Annotated in this window: 20 protein-coding genes (1 of these 20 running past the window's edge); 11 read left to right on the top strand and 9 right to left on the bottom strand. The window is 55.1% G+C overall.

Features of this window, described 5'->3' with window-relative positions; translation table 11 throughout:
* Positions 1 to 1,284, top strand: partial view of an OapA family protein gene (locus tag ACJJI3_RS14440; RefSeq protein WP_444940101.1) — the 3' portion only. 96 nt of this gene lie to the left of the window's left edge; only the last 1,284 of its 1,380 coding nucleotides appear in the window; its start codon lies beyond the left edge, outside the window; its stop codon occupies positions 1,282 to 1,284.
* 15 nt (positions 1,285 to 1,299) lie between these two features.
* A complete protein-coding gene (locus tag ACJJI3_RS14445) occupies positions 1,300 to 2,409 on the top strand; it encodes an anhydro-N-acetylmuramic acid kinase (RefSeq protein WP_444892707.1) in 1,110 nt (369 codons plus the stop codon).
* A 23-nt stretch (positions 2,410 to 2,432) separates the two neighbouring features.
* On the opposite strand, the gene erpA is transcribed toward ACJJI3_RS14445, so the two are convergent.
* From erpA to argC, 4 genes are all read right to left on the bottom strand, one after another.
* Entirely contained in the window at positions 2,433 to 2,786 is a 354-nt protein-coding gene (gene erpA, locus ACJJI3_RS14450; RefSeq protein WP_108731633.1) for an iron-sulfur cluster insertion protein ErpA, read from the bottom strand.
* A gap of 162 nt (positions 2,787 to 2,948) precedes the next feature.
* Positions 2,949 to 3,392 (bottom strand): bactofilin family protein, encoded by a 444-nt coding sequence (locus tag ACJJI3_RS14455; protein ID WP_282934417.1) that lies wholly within the window; start codon positions 3,390 to 3,392, stop codon positions 2,949 to 2,951.
* Positions 3,393 to 3,425: 33 nt separating this feature from the next.
* Positions 3,426 to 4,169 carry a DUF6776 family protein gene (locus tag ACJJI3_RS14460; RefSeq protein WP_413664271.1) on the bottom strand — a complete coding sequence of 248 codons (744 nt, stop codon included), beginning with the start codon at positions 4,167 to 4,169 and terminating at the stop codon, positions 3,426 to 3,428.
* Positions 4,170 to 4,222: 53 nt separating this feature from the next.
* Complete coding sequence (gene argC / locus ACJJI3_RS14465) at positions 4,223 to 5,269, bottom strand: N-acetyl-gamma-glutamyl-phosphate reductase (protein WP_444942560.1); 1,047 nt, start codon at positions 5,267 to 5,269, stop codon at positions 4,223 to 4,225.
* 95 nt (positions 5,270 to 5,364) lie between these two features.
* Here argC and ACJJI3_RS14470 point away from each other — a divergent pair, with 95 nt between their 5' ends.
* The 7 genes from ACJJI3_RS14470 to hemB all read left to right on the top strand — a co-directional run bounded on the left by ACJJI3_RS14470 (position 5,365) and on the right by hemB (position 13,070).
* Positions 5,365 to 7,191 (top strand): chloride channel protein, encoded by a 1,827-nt coding sequence (locus ACJJI3_RS14470; RefSeq protein ID WP_444912059.1) that lies wholly within the window; start codon positions 5,365 to 5,367, stop codon positions 7,189 to 7,191.
* 33 nt (positions 7,192 to 7,224) lie between these two features.
* On the top strand, positions 7,225 to 7,647 hold the full coding sequence (hemJ, locus tag ACJJI3_RS14475) for a protoporphyrinogen oxidase HemJ (protein WP_282934420.1): 423 nt from the start codon (positions 7,225 to 7,227) through the stop codon (positions 7,645 to 7,647).
* Positions 7,648 to 7,729: 82 nt separating this feature from the next.
* Complete coding sequence (gene thiD / locus ACJJI3_RS14480; protein ID WP_413664269.1) at positions 7,730 to 8,515, top strand: bifunctional hydroxymethylpyrimidine kinase/phosphomethylpyrimidine kinase; 786 nt, start codon at positions 7,730 to 7,732, stop codon at positions 8,513 to 8,515.
* A 179-nt stretch (positions 8,516 to 8,694) separates the two neighbouring features.
* Positions 8,695 to 9,978 (top strand): glutamate-1-semialdehyde 2,1-aminomutase, encoded by a 1,284-nt coding sequence (gene hemL, locus ACJJI3_RS14485; protein WP_282934422.1) that lies wholly within the window; start codon positions 8,695 to 8,697, stop codon positions 9,976 to 9,978.
* 160 nt (positions 9,979 to 10,138) lie between these two features.
* Positions 10,139 to 11,311 (top strand): benzoate/H(+) symporter BenE family transporter, encoded by a 1,173-nt coding sequence (locus ACJJI3_RS14490; RefSeq protein ID WP_444940102.1) that lies wholly within the window; start codon positions 10,139 to 10,141, stop codon positions 11,309 to 11,311.
* A gap of 9 nt (positions 11,312 to 11,320) precedes the next feature.
* Positions 11,321 to 11,947: a GntR family transcriptional regulator gene (locus ACJJI3_RS14495; RefSeq protein WP_444940103.1), complete on the top strand. Its 627-nt coding sequence runs from the start codon at positions 11,321 to 11,323 to the stop codon at positions 11,945 to 11,947.
* 112 nt (positions 11,948 to 12,059) lie between these two features.
* Complete coding sequence (hemB, locus tag ACJJI3_RS14500) at positions 12,060 to 13,070, top strand: porphobilinogen synthase (RefSeq protein ID WP_444940104.1); 1,011 nt, start codon at positions 12,060 to 12,062, stop codon at positions 13,068 to 13,070.
* A 42-nt stretch (positions 13,071 to 13,112) separates the two neighbouring features.
* Here the strand turns inward: hemB and mrcB are convergent, their stop codons facing one another.
* Positions 13,113 to 15,695, bottom strand: coding sequence for a penicillin-binding protein 1B (gene mrcB / locus ACJJI3_RS14505; RefSeq protein WP_444912056.1), 2,583 nt, complete (start codon positions 15,693 to 15,695; stop codon positions 13,113 to 13,115).
* A gap of 385 nt (positions 15,696 to 16,080) precedes the next feature.
* On the opposite strand from mrcB, the gene ACJJI3_RS14510 reads away from it, so the two are divergent.
* A complete protein-coding gene (locus ACJJI3_RS14510; protein WP_444940105.1) occupies positions 16,081 to 17,079 on the top strand; it encodes an adenosine kinase in 999 nt (332 codons plus the stop codon).
* Positions 17,080 to 17,130: 51 nt separating this feature from the next.
* Here the strand turns inward: ACJJI3_RS14510 and ACJJI3_RS14515 are convergent, their stop codons facing one another.
* The 4 genes from ACJJI3_RS14515 to ACJJI3_RS14530 all read right to left on the bottom strand — a co-directional run bounded on the left by ACJJI3_RS14515 (position 17,131) and on the right by ACJJI3_RS14530 (position 20,895).
* Positions 17,131 to 18,924 (bottom strand): putative bifunctional diguanylate cyclase/phosphodiesterase, encoded by a 1,794-nt coding sequence (locus ACJJI3_RS14515; RefSeq protein ID WP_444940106.1) that lies wholly within the window; start codon positions 18,922 to 18,924, stop codon positions 17,131 to 17,133.
* 179 nt (positions 18,925 to 19,103) lie between these two features.
* A complete protein-coding gene (locus ACJJI3_RS14520; RefSeq protein ID WP_444892700.1) occupies positions 19,104 to 19,673 on the bottom strand; it encodes a YajG family lipoprotein in 570 nt (189 codons plus the stop codon).
* A 35-nt stretch (positions 19,674 to 19,708) separates the two neighbouring features.
* Positions 19,709 to 20,170, bottom strand: a complete 462-nt coding sequence (locus tag ACJJI3_RS14525; protein ID WP_413664261.1) for a copper chaperone PCu(A)C — start codon at positions 20,168 to 20,170, stop codon at positions 19,709 to 19,711.
* On the bottom strand, positions 20,167 to 20,895 hold the full coding sequence (locus ACJJI3_RS14530) for an N-acetylglucosaminyltransferase (protein ID WP_444940107.1): 729 nt from the start codon (positions 20,893 to 20,895) through the stop codon (positions 20,167 to 20,169). Before ACJJI3_RS14530 ends, ACJJI3_RS14525 begins: the two co-directional genes overlap by 4 nt.
* A 120-nt stretch (positions 20,896 to 21,015) precedes the next feature.
* Between ACJJI3_RS14530 and ACJJI3_RS14535 the strand changes: the two genes are divergently transcribed.
* The gene (locus tag ACJJI3_RS14535; protein WP_444940108.1) at positions 21,016 to 22,818 is read left to right on the top strand and encodes a protein-disulfide reductase DsbD family protein; all 1,803 of its coding nucleotides are present in this window, start codon (positions 21,016 to 21,018) and stop codon (positions 22,816 to 22,818) included.
* Positions 22,819 to 22,884: the final 66 nt, after the last annotated feature.

Here is a 22,884-nt window from a genome sequence, read left to right on the forward strand (position 1 = left end):
TTTGTCCTTATGCTGGCCGTTCTGATTCCTTCACCGGAGATTTCCTCTAAGCGCACATCCCTACCCGTCAAACTTTCAGAGGTCCCAAGCGGCGACAGCACTGAAGCCAAACCTGCACTCACTTATACGCCGGCGGAGACCCCACTGCTTAACGTCAGTGTTGAGGCGGTCAAGTCGTTAAGCCTTGAAGTACGTAACGGGGATACTCTGTCAGACCTATTTCAACGTGCAAAGATCAGCGCCAAAGAGATGTACCAGCTTCTGGGTAGCGGCAAAGAGGCAAAACAGCTAGCACGTCTAACTCCGGGTGAAGAGCTGACCTTTCAAACAAATAATGATGGCCAGCTGCAGTCCCTGAAATTGCAGCGGGACCGACTCAATCAAATTGAGTTTACCCGCACAAATGCAGATAAGTTTGAACACGCACTGATAACTCGTGAGCCCGACAGCCACCCGGCTTACCGACAGGCCCAGATCGATAGTTCCCTATTCCTGGCCGGCAGCGATGCTGGGCTGAGTGACAGCCTGATAATGGAGATGGCGGATGTGTTCAGCTCCGATATCGACTTTGCCCTAGATATTCGCAAGGGCGACAACTTTAGTGTGATGTTCGAAGAGTTGTTCCTGGATGGGGAGAAAATTGGCAACGGTCCTATCCTGGCGGTCAGTTTTACCAACCAAGGAAGAACTTTTAGCGCTGTACGCTATGTGGATAACAGTGGTGATGCCAATTACTACACGCCTGAAGGCAAAAGTATGCGCAAGGCATTTATCCGCACACCGCTGGACATAGTCCGCATCAGCTCTCACTTCAACCCGAGCCGCCTGCACCCAGTATTCAAGTCACGCCGACCTCATAATGGCACCGACTATGCCGCTCCAAGAGGCACCCCCGTTTACTCTACTGGCGATGGTCGGGTTATCGCGTCCGGCTATAGCAAACCCAACGGCAACTACGTATTTATCCAGCACGGCGAACGGTATGTAACCCGCTATCTCCACCTGACCAAGCGCAAAGTCAAAAAGGGCCAGCGCGTTAAGCAGCGCCAGGTTATTGGCACTGTAGGGTCTACCGGTTATGCCACCGGCCCGCACTTGCACTACGAATTCCTGGTGGATGGCAGACATCGTAACCCCGCCACCATTGTGCGCAAATTGCCCAAGGCAAAGTCGGTACCGACTTCTGAGATGATCCGTTTTAAAAACCAGACCCAGCCACTTCTGGCGAAACTAGAAAACTTCCAGGGGCCGGCTCTGGCTCAACTGGATGAAGAAAGCCCCTAACAAGCGCCAACGAATATGCCCGATCTGTTTATCGGCCTGATGTCCGGCACCAGCGTTGACTCCATTGACGCGGTGCTGGTCGATTTTGGCGATGAAGAAAAAATAAACACCCGTATCCTGGCTGCGCTAGCCCACCCGATTCACAGCGGCCTGCGCGAGGCTATCCTCAGCCTCTGTGCCCCCGGCCCTTCAGAGTTGGATCGCGCCGGACAGTTAGACCGGCAACTGGGACAGGTTTTTGCCGAGGCCACCAATACCCTGCTAGCCCGAGCCGGTGTTGAGGGTCAGTCTGTTACCGCCATTGGCAGTCACGGCCAAACCGTACGCCACCGCCCCCCAGGCACAGTGACTTCTCCCTTTACTTTGCAACTCGGTGACCCCAACACCATCTCAGCACTGACGGGCATCTGCACCGTTGCGGATTTCCGTCGCCGGGATATCGCTCTTGGTGGTCAAGGAGCGCCTTTAATGCCGGCGTTTCACCAGGCCGCCTTCAAAACTGATGGAAGCCGTGCTGTGGTCAATATCGGGGGGATGGCCAATATCACTGAGCTGACGGCAGATGGCCAGGTTTACGGCTATGACACAGGTCCAGGTAATGCATTGCTCGACTACTGGGTGAACCTACACAAAAACCAGCCCTACGATAGAAATGGAGACTGGGCCGCGAGCGGTCGCGCCAATGCTGAACTTCTCAACCGCCTGCTTTCAGATCCCTATTTCTCCGCCGAACCACCCAAGAGCACTGGCCGTGAAACTTTTAACCCCAGCTGGCTCGAACAGGCCTGCGCCGGTTTGGAAGTGGCGCCAGTAGATGTGCAGGCGACCCTGTCTGAAGTGACCGCAGCCAGTATCGCCGATGCCGTGCATAATTTTGCCGAAGGCGGCGAGCTGCTCACTTGCGGGGGCGGGGCAAAAAATAAGGACTTGGTTACGCGATTACAGCGCCGCTTGCCCACCTGGTCTATTACTGACACGGGCAGTTACGGTATTGACGCAGACTGGCTTGAAGCCGTTGGATTTGCTTGGTTGGCCCGCCAGACATTGAGAGGGCTGCCCGGTAATTGCCCGGGAGTGACTGGCGCACAGAAAGAGGCGGTGCTAGGGGCTATTTACCCGCCCTGATCAATAGGGCGGGTTAGGATTTCTCAAATAGAGAAAGAGGAGCCGCAGCCACAGGTAGCGGACGCATTGGGATTTTGTACTACGAAGCGCGACCCCGAAAGGCCTTCTTCGTAATCAACATTGGCGCCAACCAGGTAGGGGTAGCTCATCGCATCCACCAAGACCTGAATGCCATCCTTTTCTATGATGGCATCATCTTCGGCAACCAATTCATCAAAGGTAAAACCGTATTGGAAACCGGAACAGCCGCCTCCGGTCACGAACACCCTGAGTTTCAGCTCCGGGTTGCCCTCCTCTTCCAACAGGCTTTTTACCTTGGCCACAGCCTTGTCTGTGACCACGAGTGGCGCGGGAGAAAAGGATACAGCTTCTGACATAAGTCTCTCTCAACTCATCGGGACATTCACCGCTCGTATAAAAGTTATAACGAGTGCAGCCCCGGGGGCGTCATCTTGCTTAAACCCAGCAATTCAGTCAAGTATTAACCGGCAGGTGGGCCGGTACAACAAAGTACCAGCGCCAGCCAATACTACCCGGACTTAAGAGGCTTCAATGACAGTTTCATCTTCGGAATAGCCGAGCATATGGGGCTCACCCGCGCTACTCAAGTCGGCACTGGATACCAGGGCACCGTTTACCTGGGCACCTTTCAGCATCTCGATCAGCTTATAGTGTACATTGCCTTCTACCATTGCCTTGGAAGCGAGCTCCAGGTGGCGCGCAGCAAACACATCCCCTTTGACATTGCCATTGATCACTACCTGAGGCACACGAATTTCACCCTCAATGATGCCGCCATCCACAATTTGCAGGCGCGCATCACTATCACTGTGAGCGGTAACATTGCCACGCACCTTACCTTCGATGACCAGGTTGCCACGGAAGTGGATATCACCGCTGATCTCAGTCTGACGAGCGATCAAAGTCGTGTGGTTACTACCGGTATTGGCCATAGTTATCTGTTTCTCTTTTTTTCTTAACATAATCCCCAAAACCTCGTGCCTTTGGCACCTATGCTAACTTTCCTGTACTAACCAACCGTAGCGCTGCTCAATATTAAAGCCCTTGCGCCCAGAAGATTTAAGTGACAACTCCACACCTTCGGGCACAAATCCCTCCGGCAAGCGCAGCTCTCCCTCGATATTCTGAAAATATTTAAAACGCAGCTGAATCGACTCACTATCCACCTGCTCCGACAGTTCCTTCAGAGGGTAACTCTTCGGTTCCCCATCCTGACGGCCCACTACGGTAAATGTGGCCGTGCCTTTTACAACATCCCGACGCGCTGCGGACTGTTTGATCTGTAACTTGTACTGGTAACTTTTTGGATCGCCGGTCTGCGAGAGGATAAAGCGTCCAATGGACACCCCCTCACCCCCATCTTCAGGGGCCATGACGCCGCGATAGAAAGAAATTTCCTGCTTTAGCTCTGCGATCTGGCTCTCTTTCTGCACCAGTTCCGCACGCACCGACTCACTCGCCTGCTCACCGATAGTCAGCGACTGCTCTGCAGTGGCAACCCTCATTCGCAGGGATTCATTCTCACTCTGAAGCGCGGTAACACGATCGAGTACTTGAGTATGCTCCAGTGTCTTGCGATCGAGGCTCTGGCGCAGCTGATACTGCCCGGCGAAATAGGACCCGGCCGAGGTCACTAATACCAAAAAAACGACCCCCACTACGGCAATGACACCAGAGAAGGGTTTATGAGGCACCACTTTCATGCGGTACTGCTTGCTGCCTTTAACTTTGAGCACCATGAAATCTGCTAAGTCTTATCCGGGATTTATCGATTGTCGGGAAACACCCGATTCTAAGGCAGCAGTGCCGGGCTATCCAGGCCCAACGTCTCAGTTAAGCCAAACATAATATTCATATTCTGGATTGCCTGGGCGGACGCGCCTTTGGCCAGGTTATCAATGGCCGATAATACCAGTACCGTATCCCGCTCCTGGGGTTGCAATACCGAGATGCGGCACATATTGGTCCCTCTAACCGTACGAGTCTGAGGGTGGCTGCCCGCCGGCATCACATCTACAAAAGGCTCATTTTTATAGCGGTTTTCAAAGATCTGTTGAAGCTCATCGGCATCAACCTTCCCCACTGACCGAGCAAATAAAGTAGCGTGGATACCGCGAATCATGGGAAGTAAATGCGGTACAAAAGTCACCTGCGCGGGAGAGGATTCAGTGGCCTGCACTCGACGAAGCCCCTGTTCAATCTCGGGTAAATGACGGTGCCCGGCGGCAGAATATGCGCGGAAGTTGTCGCTATTCTCAGCCATAATCAAGTCGGTCTTACCCTGTCGCCCCGCTCCACTGATACCACTGGCCGCACTGGCGATCAGCTCACCAGGTTCTACCAGGCCCTTTTCCAAAAGCGGTATCCATCCCAATTGAATCGCGGTGGGATAACAGCCCGGGCAGGCTATCAACTGCGCATTGGCAATCTGTTCCCGATTAACTTCTGGCAAACCATAAACAGCGCTTTGAGCTAATTCCGGAGCGGCGTGGGCTTGGCCGTACCACTGCTCCCAGGTAGGTATATCTTTCAAACGGAAATCGGCGGACAAATCGATCACTCGAACTCCGCGTTCAATAAGTGCCGGTACTTGGGCCTGGGCAACGCCATGAGGTGTAGCGAAGAATACAACGTCACAATCCGCCAGCTGTTCGAGATCGGGGCTACAGAAAGACAGCTGCGAGTGCCCTCTCAGGCTAGGGAAAAGCTCGGCAACCGGGGTACCATTCAACGAACGGGAGGTGATTACGGTAACTTCCGCTTGTGGATGTGTTGAGAGAAGCCGAAGTAATTCCACCCCTGTATAGCCGGTGCCCCCGACAATCGCTACTTTTATCACCTTGCTAAAATCTCCGGTATATCCGCCAACTGAGACGATAATCGTAAAACCAGACAGGCACTCTACCACAAGCCCCAGCATTTTAAGGATGTGCGGTGTCACAGCCCCCAAGGAACTCGCTAAAAAAGTCGTTTTCGCGTTATTTAGTTAGGCCTGGCAGCCTCGAAAATATACGCTTACAGCTTTCCTCCAAAGACGCGCTAGCGCCTTTGCTGGGGATGGCCCTGATCACCGGCATCCTGGCCGGAGGGGTAACTGTACTTTTTCGGCTGGCGATGGAGTGGCCGACCACGCTGTTTTTATCAATCCCACAAAATTACGAATCCCTTCCCCCATTCTGGCGCTTCGCATTGCCTGTCATCGGCTCTCTGGTAGTGGGATGTATCTATTTATTTCTAAATCCCAGACGCCGCCAGGTCGGAGTGGTCCATGTCCTGGACCGGCTCTACAACCACCAGGGGCAAATGCCAATGCAAAATGCCCTGCTACAGTTTTTTGCCGGCGCAATAATTTTAATTAGCGGCCACTCGGTGGGGCGGGAAGGCCCAGCTGTACACTTGGGAGCAGCCAGTGGCAGCTGGTTAGCTAGGGCGCTGAAGCTCCCCAATAATTCCGGTCGCAACCTACTGGGGTGTGGTGTAGCCGCAGCAATTGCGGCCTCCTTTAATACCCCGCTGGCGGGCGTGGTATTCGCGATGGAAGTCGTGATGCTCGAATATACTGTGGCAGGTTTTTTACCGATAATTCTCGCGGCTGTTGCCGGTAGCGCCATCACCCAGCTGACTTTCGGTAGCCAGCCGGACTTTAATGTACCCGCGATTCAACTCAATTCCCTTGCCGAGCTGCCGCTACTTTTTGTGTGCGCACTGGTTATTGGGGTTCTCGCCGGATTATTTATCCGCTCCCAGCGTATTTTAATTCCCCAGCAGCGTTACTCCCCACTTCTTCGATTTCTCTTGGTTGGCCTTGTTACTGGCACCTTGGGTATCTGGGTACCGGAAATCCTGGGCGGTGGATATGACACTTTGCAGATGGCAATGCTGGGGGAGTTAGGGGTCGCGACACTCATTGCTATTGTCGCCGCGAAATTAGTCGCAACCGCTTTGGGGGCAGGGCTCGGAATTCCCGGTGGGGTAATAGGCCCCAGCCTGATTATCGGTGCCTGTATCGGTGGTATTGCCGGTGGCCTGGCTAACTTGTGGCTGGGTGAGCACACCGCGAGTCCAGGCTTTTATGCCATGGTGGGTATGGCGGCAATGATGGCTGCCATGCTCAATGCGCCTCTAGCTGCGCTACTCGCTATCTTGGAACTTACCTATAACCCACATATTTTATTCCCTGGAATGATGATGATCGTGGTGGCCACATTAGTAAGCCGCCAACTCTTTTCCACTATCGGTCTCTATCACGAAACGCTGCGAGCCCTGAATAAAGCGGGAATGCCGAGTTGGCGACAGCAAATGCTGAGCAGTGTCGGAGTTGCCAGCGAAATGAATCAGAGCTTTGTTGTGACTCCTAGGGAAATTACCCGCGCTGCAGCAACAGAATTAATTAATCAACACCCCGAGTGGATTCTTATCGATTTACCCAAGGAGCCGGCACCGCAACTACTGCGTGCAGCAGACTTGGCAACTTTTCTTCGCGGTGGTGCGAAAGAGGCGGCCGAGAGCGAAAAACAAGTTTCCTCCGCATCAGATAAATTACTAGACCCGGGAGAAATGATCGATTTATTGAGACTACCCGGCGAACGCAAACAGCTGGCGTCCCTAAGCTGGCGAGCGACAATGCTGGAGGCCTCGCAAAAGCTGGAGAGAAGTGGCGCGGATGGCCTATATGTCTGCCGTCATAAAAGCGGTTCGCTGGACAATCGCACGGCGGGCATTATTCTGCCGCTACAAATTAACAACTTTTACCGGAAGTAATTTTTCTTCCCGTTTCTTTTAAGGGGACTTTCAATGCTGTGGATCAAGGCTTTTCACATTATTGCGATGGTGTGCTGGTTTGCCGCACTTTTTTATCTGCCACGACTGTTTGTCTACCATGTCGATGCCACTGATGCCGTTAGTCGCGACCGCTTCTGTATTATGGAACGCCGCCTTTATCGCGGTATTGCCATTCCTTCCATGCTGGCCACCGTTGCCTTGGGCATTTGGCTCTACAGTTTGAACCCGGCCTACTACACCTCCGCCGGCTGGATGCACGCAAAACTGACTTTTGTTGTTCTCCTCCTGGGCTATCACCATATCTGTGGCGCCTATGTTCGCAAGTTTGCCCGGGGAACCGTTACCCGCAGCCGCCGCTACTTCCTAATATTTAATGAGTTCCCAGCAGTTGCACTTGTCGCCATCGTCATTTTGGTTGTCGTAAAGCCATTTTAATTTGGCGCGTATTCATTCCTTGTCAAAGGCGCTCAGCAACTAGAATTAGGCGCACAGCTAATGGCCGTCATGTAGAGCACTTATGGATACACCTCAGCCCGTTATTCTGACCGTTACTCACCACGACCCCAGCGGCAGCGCCGGAATTGCCGCAGATACTGAGACAGCGGTCAGTCTCGGCTGCCATGCGGCCTCGGCAGTTACCGCCATCAGCGTGTGTAACACCGGTGAATTGCTGGGTGTCGCCCCAGTCGACGACAGCCTGCTAATTGAACAAACCCGAGCCGTTTTGGAAGACATGCCGATCGCCGCGATCAAGGTCGGCTACCTGGGCTCTGTGGAGAATGTGCGCGCGCTTCACAGCGTACTCCACGACTACCCGGATATTCCCGTCGTTATCGACCCCGATGCCACACTGGCTGACAAAGATAGCGTACTCGCCCCACCTCTGTGGGAGGCTATGGTGTCGCTGTTGTTGCCCAAGGCGACCATGGTGTGCCCCAACCGCAGGGAAGCTCGCGCCATGGCTGTGGAGGCCGATGTCCTCGATGCCATGGCCCAAGAAATCCTCGAATCCGGCTGTCGCTACCTGTTGCTGACTGGCGTGCCCCACGAGCAACAATTACAGAACCGGCTCTACGATGAGCGCGGCCTCATGCGGGAGTTCAAGTGGGAGCGCTTGCAGCCAGCGGCCTATGGCGTCTGTGGCACCCTAGCTACTGCCATTGCCTGCCATATCGCCCACGGGCTGACCATTATCGAAGCGGTTACCCGCAGTCAGCAGTACGCCTGGAGTGCGATCAAAGACAGCCGGCGCCTGGGAATGGGAAGGCCGATCCCCAACCGGCTGTTCTGGTGCGAACGCTAAACCTGGAGCTGCTGACTCAAATTTCTCCCCCGCCCCGATCAGTCTCACCGTTCCCATGACGGTGAGATCTTCTGTCTACACAGTCTGTGACCGGTCGTCGCCAATCTACACATTGTCCTCAGGCGCCACCCCCGCGATAATGCTCCCCAGGCCCTTTATGCAGAACCTGAATTAAGTTTATGAGTAAATCCGAGCAGCTCTTCGCAGAAGCACAGCAGTATATTCCCGGCGGCGTTAACTCTCCGGTACGGGCTTTTCGCGCAGTCGGCGGTACCCCGGTGTTTATCCGCCGTGCCGAAGGCGCCTACCTCTACGATGCAGACGAGAAACGCTACATCGACTACGTACAGTCCTGGGGCCCCATGGTGCTGGGCCACGCACACCCGGAAGTCATTGAAGCCGTGGTGGAACAGGCCCAATCGGGACTGAGCTTCGGTGCGCCAACCGAACTGGAAACCGAACTGGCCGAAGAACTCTGCCGCCTGTGGCCGAATATGGACCTGGTGCGCTTCGTCAATTCCGGTACCGAAGCCACCATGAGCGCGATTCGCCTGGCCCGTGGATTTACCGGGCGCGACAAGATTGTGAAGTTCGAGGGCTGCTACCACGGCCACTCCGACTCCCTGTTGGTTAAGGCCGGCTCCGGGGCCCTGACCATGGGTGTACCCTCCTCTCCCGGCGTTCCCGCCGCCCTGGCAGATCACACCATCACCTTGAGCTACAACGATGCTGATAGTGTGCGCAGCTGCTTCGATGAGCTGGGCGATCAAATCGCCTGTATTATCGTCGAGCCTGTTGCCGGCAATATGAACTGCATTCCGCCGGTACCCGGCTTCCTGGAAACCCTGCGCGAAGTTTGCGACCAGCACGGTGCCCTGTTGATTCTCGATGAGGTGATGACCGGCTTCCGGGTGAGCTTGACCGGGGCCCAGGGCTTCTACGGTATCGAAGCGGATATCACCACCCTCGGCAAAGTCATCGGCGGCGGTATGCCCGTTGGCGCCTTTGGCGGTAAACGCGAGATCATGGAACAAATTGCACCCCTGGGTCCGGTTTACCAGGCGGGCACCCTGTCCGGTAACCCTGTAGCTATGGTCGCGGGCTTGGAAACCCTGCGCTTGGTGGAAGAACCCGCCTTCTACGAGCCTTTAATTGCCAAAACCGACCGTTTGGTAGAGGGCATCCTGGCGGCTGGTAAAGCCGCAGGTATCCCAATTACCGCCAATAAGGCCGGCACCATGTTCGGCTTCTTCTTCACCGAAGAACCTAAAGTAACTAACTATCAACAGGTAATGGCCTGCGATAACGAGCGCTTTAACCGTTTCTTCCACGGCATGCTGGAAGAAGGTGTCTACCTGGCACCGGCCTCCTATGAGGCAGGGTTTATGTCCGCAGCTCATACCGATGAGGATATTGAGGCCACAATCACTGCCGCTGAACGCGTCTTCGCCCGCCTCGGCTAATTGCCCGCCTCTCTCCAGCACCCGCAGCCTGCGGGTGCTGCTTCTATACCCGTTTTACTTTACCCCCCTCCAATAAAGCCCCAGTCGCTTCACCGCAAAGTTATTGCGCTCAAAAAAGCTAACAGCTAAAAATGTATACAAAATATAAAAGGTATACATTTTGAAAAGCTCACCGTTTTCAGATACCAGCTTGTCCGCCATCAGCGCAGGCTTTGTCGCCGTGCTGGTGGGAGTAGCCAGTTCCGCCGCCATTGTGTTTGAAGCCGCGCGTGCAGCTGGCGCAAGTGAAGCAATGATCGCCTCCTGGATTGGCGCCCTGGGCCTGGGGATGGGCGTTACCTGTGTTGCCTTCTCTTGGTATTACCGCGCCCCGGTAATCACTGCCTGGTCGACTCCAGGTGCTGCACTTTTGGCCACCAGTTTAAGTGGCATCCCCATTGCAGAGGCGATTGGTGCTTTTGCGTTTAGCGCCCTGTTAACACTCCTCGTGGGCTTGTCCGGAGCCTTTGAGCGAGTAGCGCGAATGGTGCCGGCACCGATTGCCAGCGCTATGCTCGCAGGCATACTTCTGCAATTTGGTCTCTCAGTATTTACTTCTCTGCAGGCACAACCGCTATTGGTCGGCATCATGTTACTGACCTATCTAGTCGGGCGCCGTTGGGCGCCTCGCTATGCCATTATTTTGGTACTAGCGGCTGGAGTGGCGACTTGCTGGAAGTTGCAACTCATTGCATCGGCCCAGATCGGCTGGCAAGCGGCACACCCTGTTTGGGTTACGCCAGAATTCCGTCTCTCCACTTTAATTGGCATTGGCCTTCCTCTTTTTATCGTCACTATGACCTCTCAGAACCTGCCCGGAGCGGCAACCCTGGCCGCCAGTGGCTACAGTAGAGTGCCTATATCTCCTGTTATTAGTGGCACCGGCCTCACCTCTTTATTGCTGACACCGTTTGGTGGCTTTGCATTTAATCTGGCGGCTATTACCGCTGCTATTTGCACCGGCCCGGAAGCCCATCCCAACCCCGACAAACGCTACACCGCCGGCATTGCCGCCGGTATTTTTTATCTGCTGGTGGGCCTCTGCGGCGCTAGCGTTGTGGCATTATTCAGCGCCTTTCCCCAGGCACTGATTGCCGGCCTCGCCGGCTTGGCACTGATTGGTGTCATTGGTAGCAGCCTGGCTGGCGCAACAGCCGAAGCCGACGGTCGCGAAGCCGGAATTATCACTTTTCTGATCAGTGCTTCCGGTATCAGCCTCTTTGGCATTAGCTCTGCCTTTTGGGGGCTGCTGGGAGGGCTGGTGTGTTACTGGTTTTTCAAGCGCAGGAATTAATAAACATCGATGGGCCTCTACGAAAAAATTAAGTCGGACTTGCAGCATGGGCGCTTCGCCGCCGGCCAGGTGCTAAAGCAAGCCGAACTGGCAGAGCTTTACGCCGTGAGCCGTATTCCGGTTAGGGACGCTCTACAAAGATTGAAAAATGAGGGCTGGTTAACCGGACACGGAAAACGCGGCGTCGCAGTGCCGCAGTTTGATCCTATTGAAGTGGAAGACCTCTACCTGATGCGCATGCGCCTAGAACCACTGCTGCAATCCCTGGCACTGGAAAGCCTTAATGGAGAGATCCTGGGGCGGGCCAGAGATATTCTGGTATCCATGCAAGCCAAACCTGAACTCTCCGCCGAACAGATCGGAAAAATGAATTGGGAGTTCCATGCCTGTATTTACCGGGCGGCTGCAAGACCCACGCTATTTAGTACCGTCGAGCAACTGCACCGGCAATGTGAGCGCTATATCGGCTACCAATCCCACGGTTTGAATTACCAGGGCACCAGTCAGGACGAGCACTTTGCAATTCTCAAAGCACTCCAAGAGGGAAATGGAGACCAAGCCGCCGCACTGCTGGCAAAACATATAGAAGCCGCCGGCAAACTATTGGTAAGGCACTTACATCAGCCCCATTTTTAAACCGCTTTCCCTCAGCAATCGAAAATCACCCACTGCGGCAATTTGATATGATGGCTGCCAATTGCGGCTGCGGGGTTTCTGCGGCCCTATGGATAGCCGGAGTAATTTCCCGATGAGCCAAAGTTTCGGCCGTGGTGCCTACCCCAACACTCGCCTGCGTCGCCTGCGTGCAAAGGATTTTTCCCGTCGACTGGTGCGGGAAACCCAGTTGAGCAGTGACGACTTGATCCTGCCACTGTTTGTTATTGAGGGGCGTAACGAAACCCAAAAAGTAGCCTCAATGCCGGGTGTTGAACGCCTGAGCGTAGACCTGTTGGCCAAGAAAGCGAAGACAGTTCGAGAGTTGGGAATCCCCGCCATAGCCCTGTTTCCGGTAGTCGACCCGTCGGCAAAGTCCGACTGCGCCAGTGCCGCCCACGACGCCGATGGTTTGGCACAAAGGGCTGTTCGCGAGCTGAAAAATGCGGTACCGGAATTGGGAGTTATCACCGACGTAGCTCTGGACCCCTTTACCAGCCACGGCCAGGACGGGCTGATGGACCACAGCGGTTATATCGTCAACGACGAAACCGTTGAGGTATTGGTACAGCAGGCCCTGTCACACGCTGCGGCCGGTGCCGATATGGTAGCCCCCTCGGATATGATGGATGGCCGTATCGGAGCCATTCGCGATGCTCTCGAAGGCGCGGGCCACAGCAATACCCTGATTATGTCCTACGCCGCTAAATATGCCTCCGCTTACTACGGTCCTTTCCGCGATGCAGTGGGCTCTGCCGGGAACTTGAAAGGTGGCAATAAAGCGAGCTACCAAATGGACCCCGCCAATACCGATGAGGCATTGCACGAGTGCGCCCTGGATCTGGAAGAGGGCGCGGATATGGTGATGGTGAAACCCGGTATGCCCTACCTGGATATAGTGCGTCGGGTAAAAGAAGAATTGCGGGTTCCCACTTTCGCCTATCAGGTAAGTGGGGAGTATGCGATGCACTGCGCCGCCTTTGAAAATGGCTGGCTGAAGCGAGAGGCGGTTATTCTGGAGTCCTTACTGGCCTTTAAGCGCGCCGGTGCCGACGGCATCCTCACCTATTTCGCCGAAGAAGCCGCACAGTTGCTGCAAGACTGATAGCCGGTGAAAAAGCGCGCGGTTCAATCGCGCGCTACCTTCCTAGGGCCACTGATCTTCCAGGTCAGGCCCCACCGGCTGGGCTTCCTCTACCGGTACGCTGTGAGCCCTCCCGCCAAAAGTATTATCTCTTGGCAGCTCCAGGGGCTCCTCTTCATAATCGGAGCCATACTCGGGATCTACACCAAACTCTTCCGCATCGTCACCTCGAAGTTGCTCCTGCAATTGTTGGCGGCGCTGATCGCGCATCTGCTGCTCACTGGTATCCACCCCCCAACCGGGACTCATCTCCTCTCTGGGAGCCGCTTCGTCGCGACCATTGCCAAATAGATTGCGGAACCAGCGCCAGCGATTCTGCCCCCGACATTCCGGCGCCGGTTGCAGCTGGCTTTCGTAGGAGAAAGGAATCTCATAACCACCGCGACAGTAATCCGGGTCCATAAACTGCCCCCGGGAGTTCACTGACTTAAGCTCCACTCCTCGGGGCATCTCTGCCGGTCCGTGTTGATGGGGCAGCTTGCGCATAATCTCCGTCCAGATCGGCAGTGCGCCGGTGGAGCCAGTTAGGCGCGTGCGCTCATTATCGTCGCGCCCGAGCCAGACTACGGCGGTTACTTCCGGGGAGAAGCCCGCAAACCAACTATCGCGGTTATTGTTAGTGGTTCCGGTTTTCCCGGCAAAGGCGATGCTACTTGGCAAGCGCTTGGCGGAGCGGCGTCCGGTACCCTCACGCATGGCCTGCTCCAGCCCCCAGCGCAACAGGTAAGCTGGAACGGGGTCGACACCGCGATTAGCCTTGCGGCGGAAGTGCTGTACACGGCCGCCCTGGGCATCGGAAACCGCCAGCAGTGTGCGCGGCTGTACCGTCTCACCATTGTTCGCAATGGTCTGATACATACCGGCAACTTCGAACGGGGTCATCTCCACAGCACCAAGCAACATCGCCGGCACTCGGGGGAGCCTGGATTCAACACCCAGGCGGCGAATCGTCTGGCGTACATTCTGCAGGCCGAGATCCAATCCCAAATGGGCCGTCGCCAGGTTATAGGACTTGGCCAGAGCGATATAAAGCGGTATCTGTCCGTGAGCGCGCTTATCGAAGTTCTGCGGCATCCATACATCGCCATCCGCCTCTTCAATTCTCACCGGGGCATCATCGATCAGGGTGGCCAGGTTGTACTCTTCCGGTCGCTCTAGAGCAGTGAGAAACACAGCCGGCTTAATCAGGGAGCCCACCTGGCGGCGGGCTTCCAGCGCCCGGTTGAAGCCTGGGTAGTCCGGGTTCCGATCTCCCACCATGGCGAGCACATTGCCGTTGCGATTATCCAACAATACTGTCGCGGCCTGGAGTGAATTGGCTTTGATCCCTCGGTCTTTCTCCAGCTGGCTAACGCCCTGACTGATGGACTCCTCCGCCAACTTCTGCACCGAAGGGGCCAAGGTGGTGTAAACCCGTAAACCCGAAGTGCGCAATTCCTCGTAGGAGTAGTAGGGACGCAATTCAATCAACAGCCGCTCAGTAAAGGCCGGGTAAGGATTCTGCGCACCGACACCACCCTTGACCACCCCCAGAGGCTTGGCGGAATACTTCTGGAATTCCTCCTGGGTAATCAGCCCCTGCTCCAGCATCAATTCCAGCACGGTATTGCGCCTTTGCAGTGCTCTCTCTGGATTGCGCCAGGGGTTGTAGTAAGACGCACCTTTCGCCAGCCCCACCAACAGCGCTACCTGATGGGGTTCCAAGGTGTCCAGGGGCTGCTGGAAATAGAATTCAGAGGCCAACCCAAAGCCATAAATACCTCTGGCACCCTGCTGACCCAACCACACTTCGTTGATGTATTCCTGCAGGATATAGCGCTTGTCGTAGTGCACCTCCATCAGGATGGCCATCAGGGCCTCGTTGAATTTACGTCTCAGGCTGGGCTTATGGTCAAAAAAGATATTTTTGACCAACTGCTGGGTAATTGTGGAGCCACCCTGTACCAATCGTCCGGCTTTTGCGTTGGCCACCATGGCCCGGGCAATACCGCGAGGGGAAACACCAAAGTGATTGAGGAAGTCCTGATCCTCAACAGCAATCAGGGTATTGGCTACCAAGGGAGGAATATCATCGAAACGCACTGGATTGCGGTCATCGCCTCCCCCTAGTAGAGAGCCGATATTAGCCGCGTCCAGGCGGAATTCTGCCAGGCTTCGGCCATTGTCATCACGCAGGCCGCTAATTTGATCATTGCGCAGACGGAAGGAGACCACTGCAGCAGGCTGGCGGCCATTGGCATGGATAAAGTCCCGGCGCCAGACCTTGTAATTCATTCCGTCCTGAACCCAGGAACCAGGCTCACTCAGAGTGCCCTGCTTGCGGTAATTCAAGGCAGCAAATTCGGACTCCAACTCATCCGGATGCATTGCCATACCCTCGCGCAGCACCAGCGGACGAGCGTAGACTCGGGCGGGGAGTTGGTATTGACGGCTATCCAGTCGCTCGCGCAGCTGCACATCCAGGTAAGCCATATACGCTGCCAGCGCCAGGGAGCCCACCAGGGCTAAAAGCACTAGCAGCTTGAGCCAGCGATATCGTCGTTTGGGCTTTGACGCTCTGACGCGCCGGCGTTTCGTTGATGCCATATGAGGATTCAGTCCCGCTGCCAACTCAGTACATCAAGCGACTCATGAGACCTAACCAGCCCCAATCGAAGAGTCGAAGGCAGGGTACCAGCAGGTGGCAGCTCCGCTGGTATCTTGCTGCCAGTGCCTTTCAGCACTGGCGGGCCCACTCAATTAGCGGGCTAAAATCCAGGCTTGGCAGTATCTATCACCTGGCGGTTTACGTGAAGGTGCTATTTACACCTGTGCGAGGATTGACCGCAGCAACCGCCTATAAGTTCACCAAGATGTAACAAGCGCCTATGTGAGGGTTTGCTGTCGCCAGCCCTCCCCAATGCCTTGCACTTGGCAAAATCACGTCCATAATGCGGCGGAAATGTAGACAATAAGCCCGAATAGGAATGATATGCAGCAATACGATCTCTACGGCATAGGTGCCGCCCTACTCGATACAGAAATCGAAGTGTCGGACCAGGATTTGAGCAGCCTTGGCGTGGAAAAGGGAATCATGACCCTGGTAGATGATGCCCGTCAGCAACAGCTGGTAGACGACCTTCAAAACCATATGGTCACTGCCAAATTGGCCTGCGGCGGCTCCGGTGCCAATACGGTCATTGCTGCCAGCTATTTCGGTCTCCGCACCTTCTATTCGTGCAAAGTTGCCGCTGACGAGAATGGTGATTTCTACAGAAACAACCTGAACAGCGCCGGGGTCGACTACCCCGAAACACTGAAGCAAGCTGATGAGGGCACTACCGGCAAATGCCTGGTGCTTATCACCCCGGATGCCGAACGCAGTATGAACACCTATCTGGGAATGAGTGAACAGCTCTCAGTCGCTGAACTGGATAGCGATGCACTATCCGCCTCCAAGTGGGCCTATATCGAAGGCTACCTGGTCTCCTCTGAAACGGGCCGTGCCGCAGCGATCAAGCTTCGCGAAGAAGCCGAAGCCCACGGAGTTAAAACCGCTCTCAGCCTGTCTGACCCGGCTATGGTTCAGTTCTTCGGCGAAGGGCTGCGGGAAATGATTAGCGGCGGTGTGGATATGTTGTTCTGCAACCGGGATGAGGCTCTAGGCTTTACCGGTACCGACTCTGTGGAGGGCGCCGTTGAAGCGCTGCGCGATTACTGCCGCAGTTTCGCGATTACCCTGGGCGCCGATGGCGCACTGCTATGGGACGGCAACGACGTTCACCGCATAGAGAGCCCCGAAGTCCGCGCCATCGATACCAACGGCGCAGGCGATATGTTTGCCGGTGCTTTCCTCTACGGTATCAACCGCGAAATGAGTTTTACCGAAGCCGGCGAACTCGCTTGCCGCGCTGCCGCCCAGGTAGTGAGCCAATACGGCCCGCGACTAGAGGCCGAGCAGCACTCCGAATTACTCGCACCGGTTGTTTAATAGCAATTGCCTAATAGCAGTTATCTATAGACACATGATTTCCAGGGGGCCCTAAGGCTTGGGCCCTCTGGAATGGTGGAGCATCCCCGGGTAGCTATCCAGCTCCGGCAGCCCCGTCGCTGCGGAAATACCGAACCCCTGGGCATAGTCCACTCCCATCTGGCTCAACTTTTCCATTAACTCCGGGCTCTCTACATACTCGGCGATAGTGCTGATACCCATTCTCTTCGCCAAGTGATCAATAGTGCTCACCATTGCGCTATCAATTTCATCCTCGAGCATATTCCGCACAAAGCTTCCGTCGATTTTAAGAAAATCTACCGGTAGCTGACGCAGATAAGCCAGGGAGGAAACACCGCGACCAAAGTCATCCAGGGCAAAGCTGCAACCGGCGGCTCTCAGCTTGTGGATAAATATCAGAGCTCGTTCGAGATTATTGATGGCGCTGGTTTCTGTAATTTCAAATTGAACCCGCGAAGGCGTTACACCGGCATCGGACAGAGACTGCAGCACAAAATCAGCAAAGGTCTCATCCCCCAGGCTGATACCGGAAATATTGACCGCATAATTAATTCCGCCCATCCCCAGGCGCTGCTCCTGGGCCATATAGTCAAAGACCCGGCGAATTACCCAACGGTCCACTTCCTCGATCAAGCCGTAGCGCTCTGCGGCTGGCAAAAACAGCCCCGGTGAAATCACTCCACCATCACGGCCGCGCATCCGCACCAGGATTTCATAGTGGTGGACATTGCGGTCCCCCTTTAGTGAAACCACTGGCTGTCGGTACAACATCAGGCGATCTTCCCGCAAAGCCGCGTGAATTTCCGCAACCCAAGTGGTCTCGCGACGCTTCTCCAATACCTTGCGGGAGTCGCCAAACAGCTTAACGCGATTTCTGCCCTGCTCGCGGGCACTGCAACAGGCATCATTGGCCGACGCCAGTAACTGACTGGCACTGGGGGTAAAGTGATCGACACCAACAACACCAATCGACACCGCGACCCGGTTGTCATTCCCCTCCCAGAAAAAACTGAAGTTCTGCACAGAGTCGCGCAGCCGAGCCACCACACGACCACCCTCTTCCAGGGTGCAGTCGCGCAGTAGTATCGCAAACTCATCACTGCCGACTCGGGCAAACAGATCATCGCTGGAGAGGCAGCGCTTAATTAACTCTACCAACTGAACCAACAACTGGTCCCCGGCAACAAAGCCCAGGGTGTCGTTAATAACTTTGAATTGATAAACATCCAGGTAGAGCAATACATGGTGATGGCGTTTATCGACACAAAGGCTGAGTTGGCTTTGCAGCTCACTCTCAAAGAATTGTCGGTTGGGCAGTCGGGTTAAGGCATCGTGGCTGCTCTGCCACATAAGGCGGGTGGAAACCCGGCGTGCGGCAGAGGTATCCCGCAGCACCAAAACATAATTTTTCAGCACCCCCATATCCCAAAGAGCCATTACCTGCACGGTCACTTCAAGCGGGACATGCTCTTCCCCTGGGCGCTCAATACAGGCATTAAACTCTCTGGTTCTGGGTACTTCACCCAGGTCACTGGATGCCGGCAGTATCGGCTCTATCGCATCGCCCCGGCTATTGCACAGGCGCAAACCTTCGCTGAGTGGCTGGCCGGGCAGCAGTCCAACCAGGTCCCCAGTCATTTCGTTGACCAGGGGGTTGGTGTAAACCACCGTACCCGCAGCATCGGTGACAATGACACCATCGGCAACTTCACCGAGAGCCGCCTCCGCCGCCTGTAAACTGATCTGCTCACAGGGGCGCAGCCCCTCTTCCAACTGGGCGAGGGGGCCGAGGTAACTTGCCGCCTCTGGATTAAACAGCGTCACGGGAAAACTCACTCAAAACACAACAGAGCAAAGCGCAAACCTTTCCCAGTAGCGGGGAGGTGCCTTGCGACAGGCCATAACCGAAAAAGGTTACTGACATCATCGCCCACGATCGCCGATTTTATTCAATTATCCAGCCTCCCAGCCGAGTTTTTTCTGCAAATGCATAAATTGCACATTCACAGATTGCTGCGCAAGAAATTTTTTAATTTCTCGTCTTCAAATACTCTCTGCAAGGTTGCGCTAAGCAGTCCATTCACACGACTTTGGACTTCTTCTCGACTGGGCTTAACCAGGTTCCGATCTTTGCCAGAAGCGCTGTAAGTGCCGAAATAAGTGCGAGGACCAATTTTCACTTCCAGGTGAATTTCAGCAGCGGTGTCAATCTCAGTGGTATAAACCGTATTTGGACTGTTGTAGGTGAGTTTTACCAATTTTGCGATCACCTGAACTTCCGGCGCGGTATCGGTAATTCGAAATGACCAATTTGAAAAACCCTCACGCAATCCCGCTGCAATAGCCTCACCAGCGTCATTGCCAATACTTACCTGAGCAGTATCCGCATAAACACCTCCCAATGATCCCAAGCCGCCAGAGGGCAGTTCATTAACTCCCATCACACTCATACTAAAGCCTTCGCCTATCGCTTCAGGAGCAACCTGGACCTGAGGCTGCAGCCAAATTTGCAGCGGGCTGTGAGCACAAGCGCTGAGTAGCAGTGCACCGGCAAAAACCAATAACTTCTTCATGTTTAATTCCCCCTCACTTCAAAAAAACTGCCAATTCAGCCATGGTGATGGTGGTGGTGCTCACCCTCATCACTCATCCGAACTATTGGCACAAGAATATCTACACTGCTGCCATCGGCAAAAAGCAGTCGCAACGGCAACTCCTCCCCCGCCTGCAGGCGCAGACCTTTAATCATTAAGTGAACTCCACCGGGAGCCATATCTACACTTGCCCCTGCAGCAATCGTCAGCTGATCCAGCGGGCGCATCCGGTTTATTCCGTTCTCCGATATTGTGGTATGCAGGTCTGCCGAAGCCTGTTCAACACCCGGCAGCTCCACACCTGTGAGTACCTGACTCGAATCACCAGTGTTGTGCAGCGACACAAAGGCAGCGCTCATCGAAGGTCCGGGAGGTGTTTCCCGGGCATACCCCTCTGCCGTAATTCCTATGGAATAGGCGCCCTTAGACACAAGGAGTGCGGTGATTAAAAAGGCAAATGCCAATACTTTTTTCATGGTGCCCCTCCGCTGGGCTTAATCAGAATCAGTTTCGCCGGATTCCCGACTTTGATATCTCCACGCACCCGATACCCGGGCACAGCCTCGCGCAGTTGCTGATAAACCCAACGGCCCTCAGCATCACTGCGCGCTACGATAATGACGCGCAGCTGCTCGCTGCGAATCCTGCCCGCTACTCGCTGCAACTGTTCCACCAGCCCGGCAGACCTTACTGCGAGTTCACCGGCTGGTAGACCTATCACCTCCCCTTGCGGTAAATCGAGCTGCGCTCTCCCCCGCTCGCGGACCAACTGTGTACGCACTTCAGCCACCAGCGGATTGGCCGGGGCCAACATCTCGGCCCGTTTCAACAGGGTATTCACCTCCCCAAAATCCCTGCGACGCAGGGCGTCCCGCGCCCGCTCAACATAGGTGACCACAATGGTTTGAATACCGGTTTCTGCCTTGCTGTTATCCGGTTGCAGTTGCAATACACGCAGGTAATAGTCGTAGGCACTGGCACCGGCAGGCTGGGTTAGATGCCCTTTGCGTAGCGCCTGTTCCGCACGATTCAAAAAAAAGGAAATATTGTTGCGCCGAACCTGGTCTTGGGATGGCGTCTTTTTAGGGGCGGGAGGAGGGACAACCGTTTTAGGTGCGGGCTTATTGGATGAGCAGGCCCCCAGGCAAAATGCCAGTAGCAGTAAAACCCCAAGGCTGTGAAGGCGTTCAAATGACGGCAAAACAATCCCCTATTGTTGTTTTTTTGTACCACTGGCGTCGCTATACTGCTGCGGCGACTGAACCCCCGTCTGGTGCAGCAGTCTGAACTATGCGCCCGACTATAATGAATTTTTTCATCTATGGCTGTGATGACCAAAAGTTTCCGAAAAAATTTCCTCGTTCTGCTAACAATCCTGCTGGCCATAACCAGCATTGGAGCTGCAGCGCAGAATTCCGATAACCCTTTTGCCTCGCTGAGCAGCGCCCAGGAAAACACTTTCCTTCCGGTCGATGAAGCTTATCAGCAGGACCTGCTCTTTGATGCCAACGGCCTCAGCGCACTCTTCCAGATTGCCCCAGAGTACTACCTCTATCGCGAAAAACTGGCGCTGTACAGGGTCGATAATGGTGAAAAAACTCCCATCCCCCTGAACTTGCCAACCGGTGAAGTTATTTGGGACGACTATTTCGAGAAAGAGACTGAGGTCTACCGAGGCCAGCTCGAATTTGCCCTGGATATCCCTGAAACCAGCGGTTCCACCCAACTGGAGCTCCACTATCAAGGCTGCGCAGATGCCGGCCTTTGCTATCCGCCTCAGACCCGATACTACAGTGTGGATTTTGCCCGTCAGGATATAGAACCGCAGGGCAGCGCCTTAATTACAGGCGCGCCCACTCCGCCAGCGAGTGCTGGCGGTGCCGCAGGCAGTAGCAATGTCACTTTGTCACTGGCGCTGCTTCTCGCATTTGCCGGTGGCCTGATCCTGAACCTGATGCCCTGTGTCTTCCCAGTACTGTCGATTAAATTACTGGCAGTGAGCCAGGCGGCACAAAATGCAAGCCAAAGGCACCACCACGGCTGGGCTTATACACTGGGCGTAGTTCTGAGCTTTGTGGCTATCGCCGCTGTGATGCTCGCCCTTCGCGCCGGCGGAGAGGCTGTCGGCTGGGGCTTCCAGCTTCAATCCCCCTGGTTGGTGGCAGCACTCGCCTACCTGTTTTTTATCATGGGGTTGAGCCTGTCTGGAATGACCGAACTCGGCAGTAACCTGATGGGTATTGGCGGCAACCTGAATAAACGTCAGGGGTTGTCGGGCTCTGTGGCATCCGGCGCGCTGGCAACCCTGGTGGCCAGCCCCTGCACTGCGCCGCTGATGGGCTCCGCACTGGGGTTTGCTGTTACGCAGCCCGCGCTAATTGCGCTAAGTGTTTTTGCCGCCCTTGGCGCCGGTATGGCGGCCCCCTTCCTGTTGTTGACCTATATCCCCGCTCTAGCCGAAAAGCTGCCCAAACCCGGCCCCTGGATGGATCGCCTAAAGCAGCTGTTGGCATTTCCGATGTATCTCACTGCGGTATGGCTACTATGGGTTCTGGGCCGACAAGCCGGGGGGGATGGGGTTGCCCTGGTACTGGCTGGTGCCGTAGCCATTGCATTTGCCCTGTGGCTTTGGCCGCGTCCGCAATGGCACTGGCTGCGCGGTTCCCTGGCCCTGGCCTCCCTGGCCTTGGCGGCTTTTCTACTTCCGCAACTGAAAACCATCAATCAGTCTGAACAATTGTCCAGCAGCGATTACTGGGAGCCCTATTCGGCAGAGAGACTGGAGACTGCGCGCAGTGAGGGGCGTGCAGTTCTGGCCAATATGACGGCGGCCTGGTGCATCACCTGCCTGATGAATGAGAAAGCTGTGCTGTCTAGCACCGAGGTCAGTGATGCTTTGGAGCGCCTCAACGTGGTCGCGCTGAAAGGCGATTGGACCAACCAGGATCCGCGAATCAGCGAATTATTGGCCAAATACGGGCGTACCAGTGTGCCGCTGTATCTCCTCTATCCCGCCGATGGGGGCGACGCAAAAATACTGCCGCAAATATTGTCTCAAGATGATTTACTACAGGAATTGGAGAACGCTGTGGACTCCCCTTTGAGCACTGGGGTGACTCAGTAAAGTTTTTGGCGCCTTTGTAGCCAATAACCCAAGGTAAACAGGCCACAGCCCGGATATTTTGAACTA

The sequence above is a fragment of the Microbulbifer maximicatervae (SeqCode) genome (assembly GCF_052466985.1).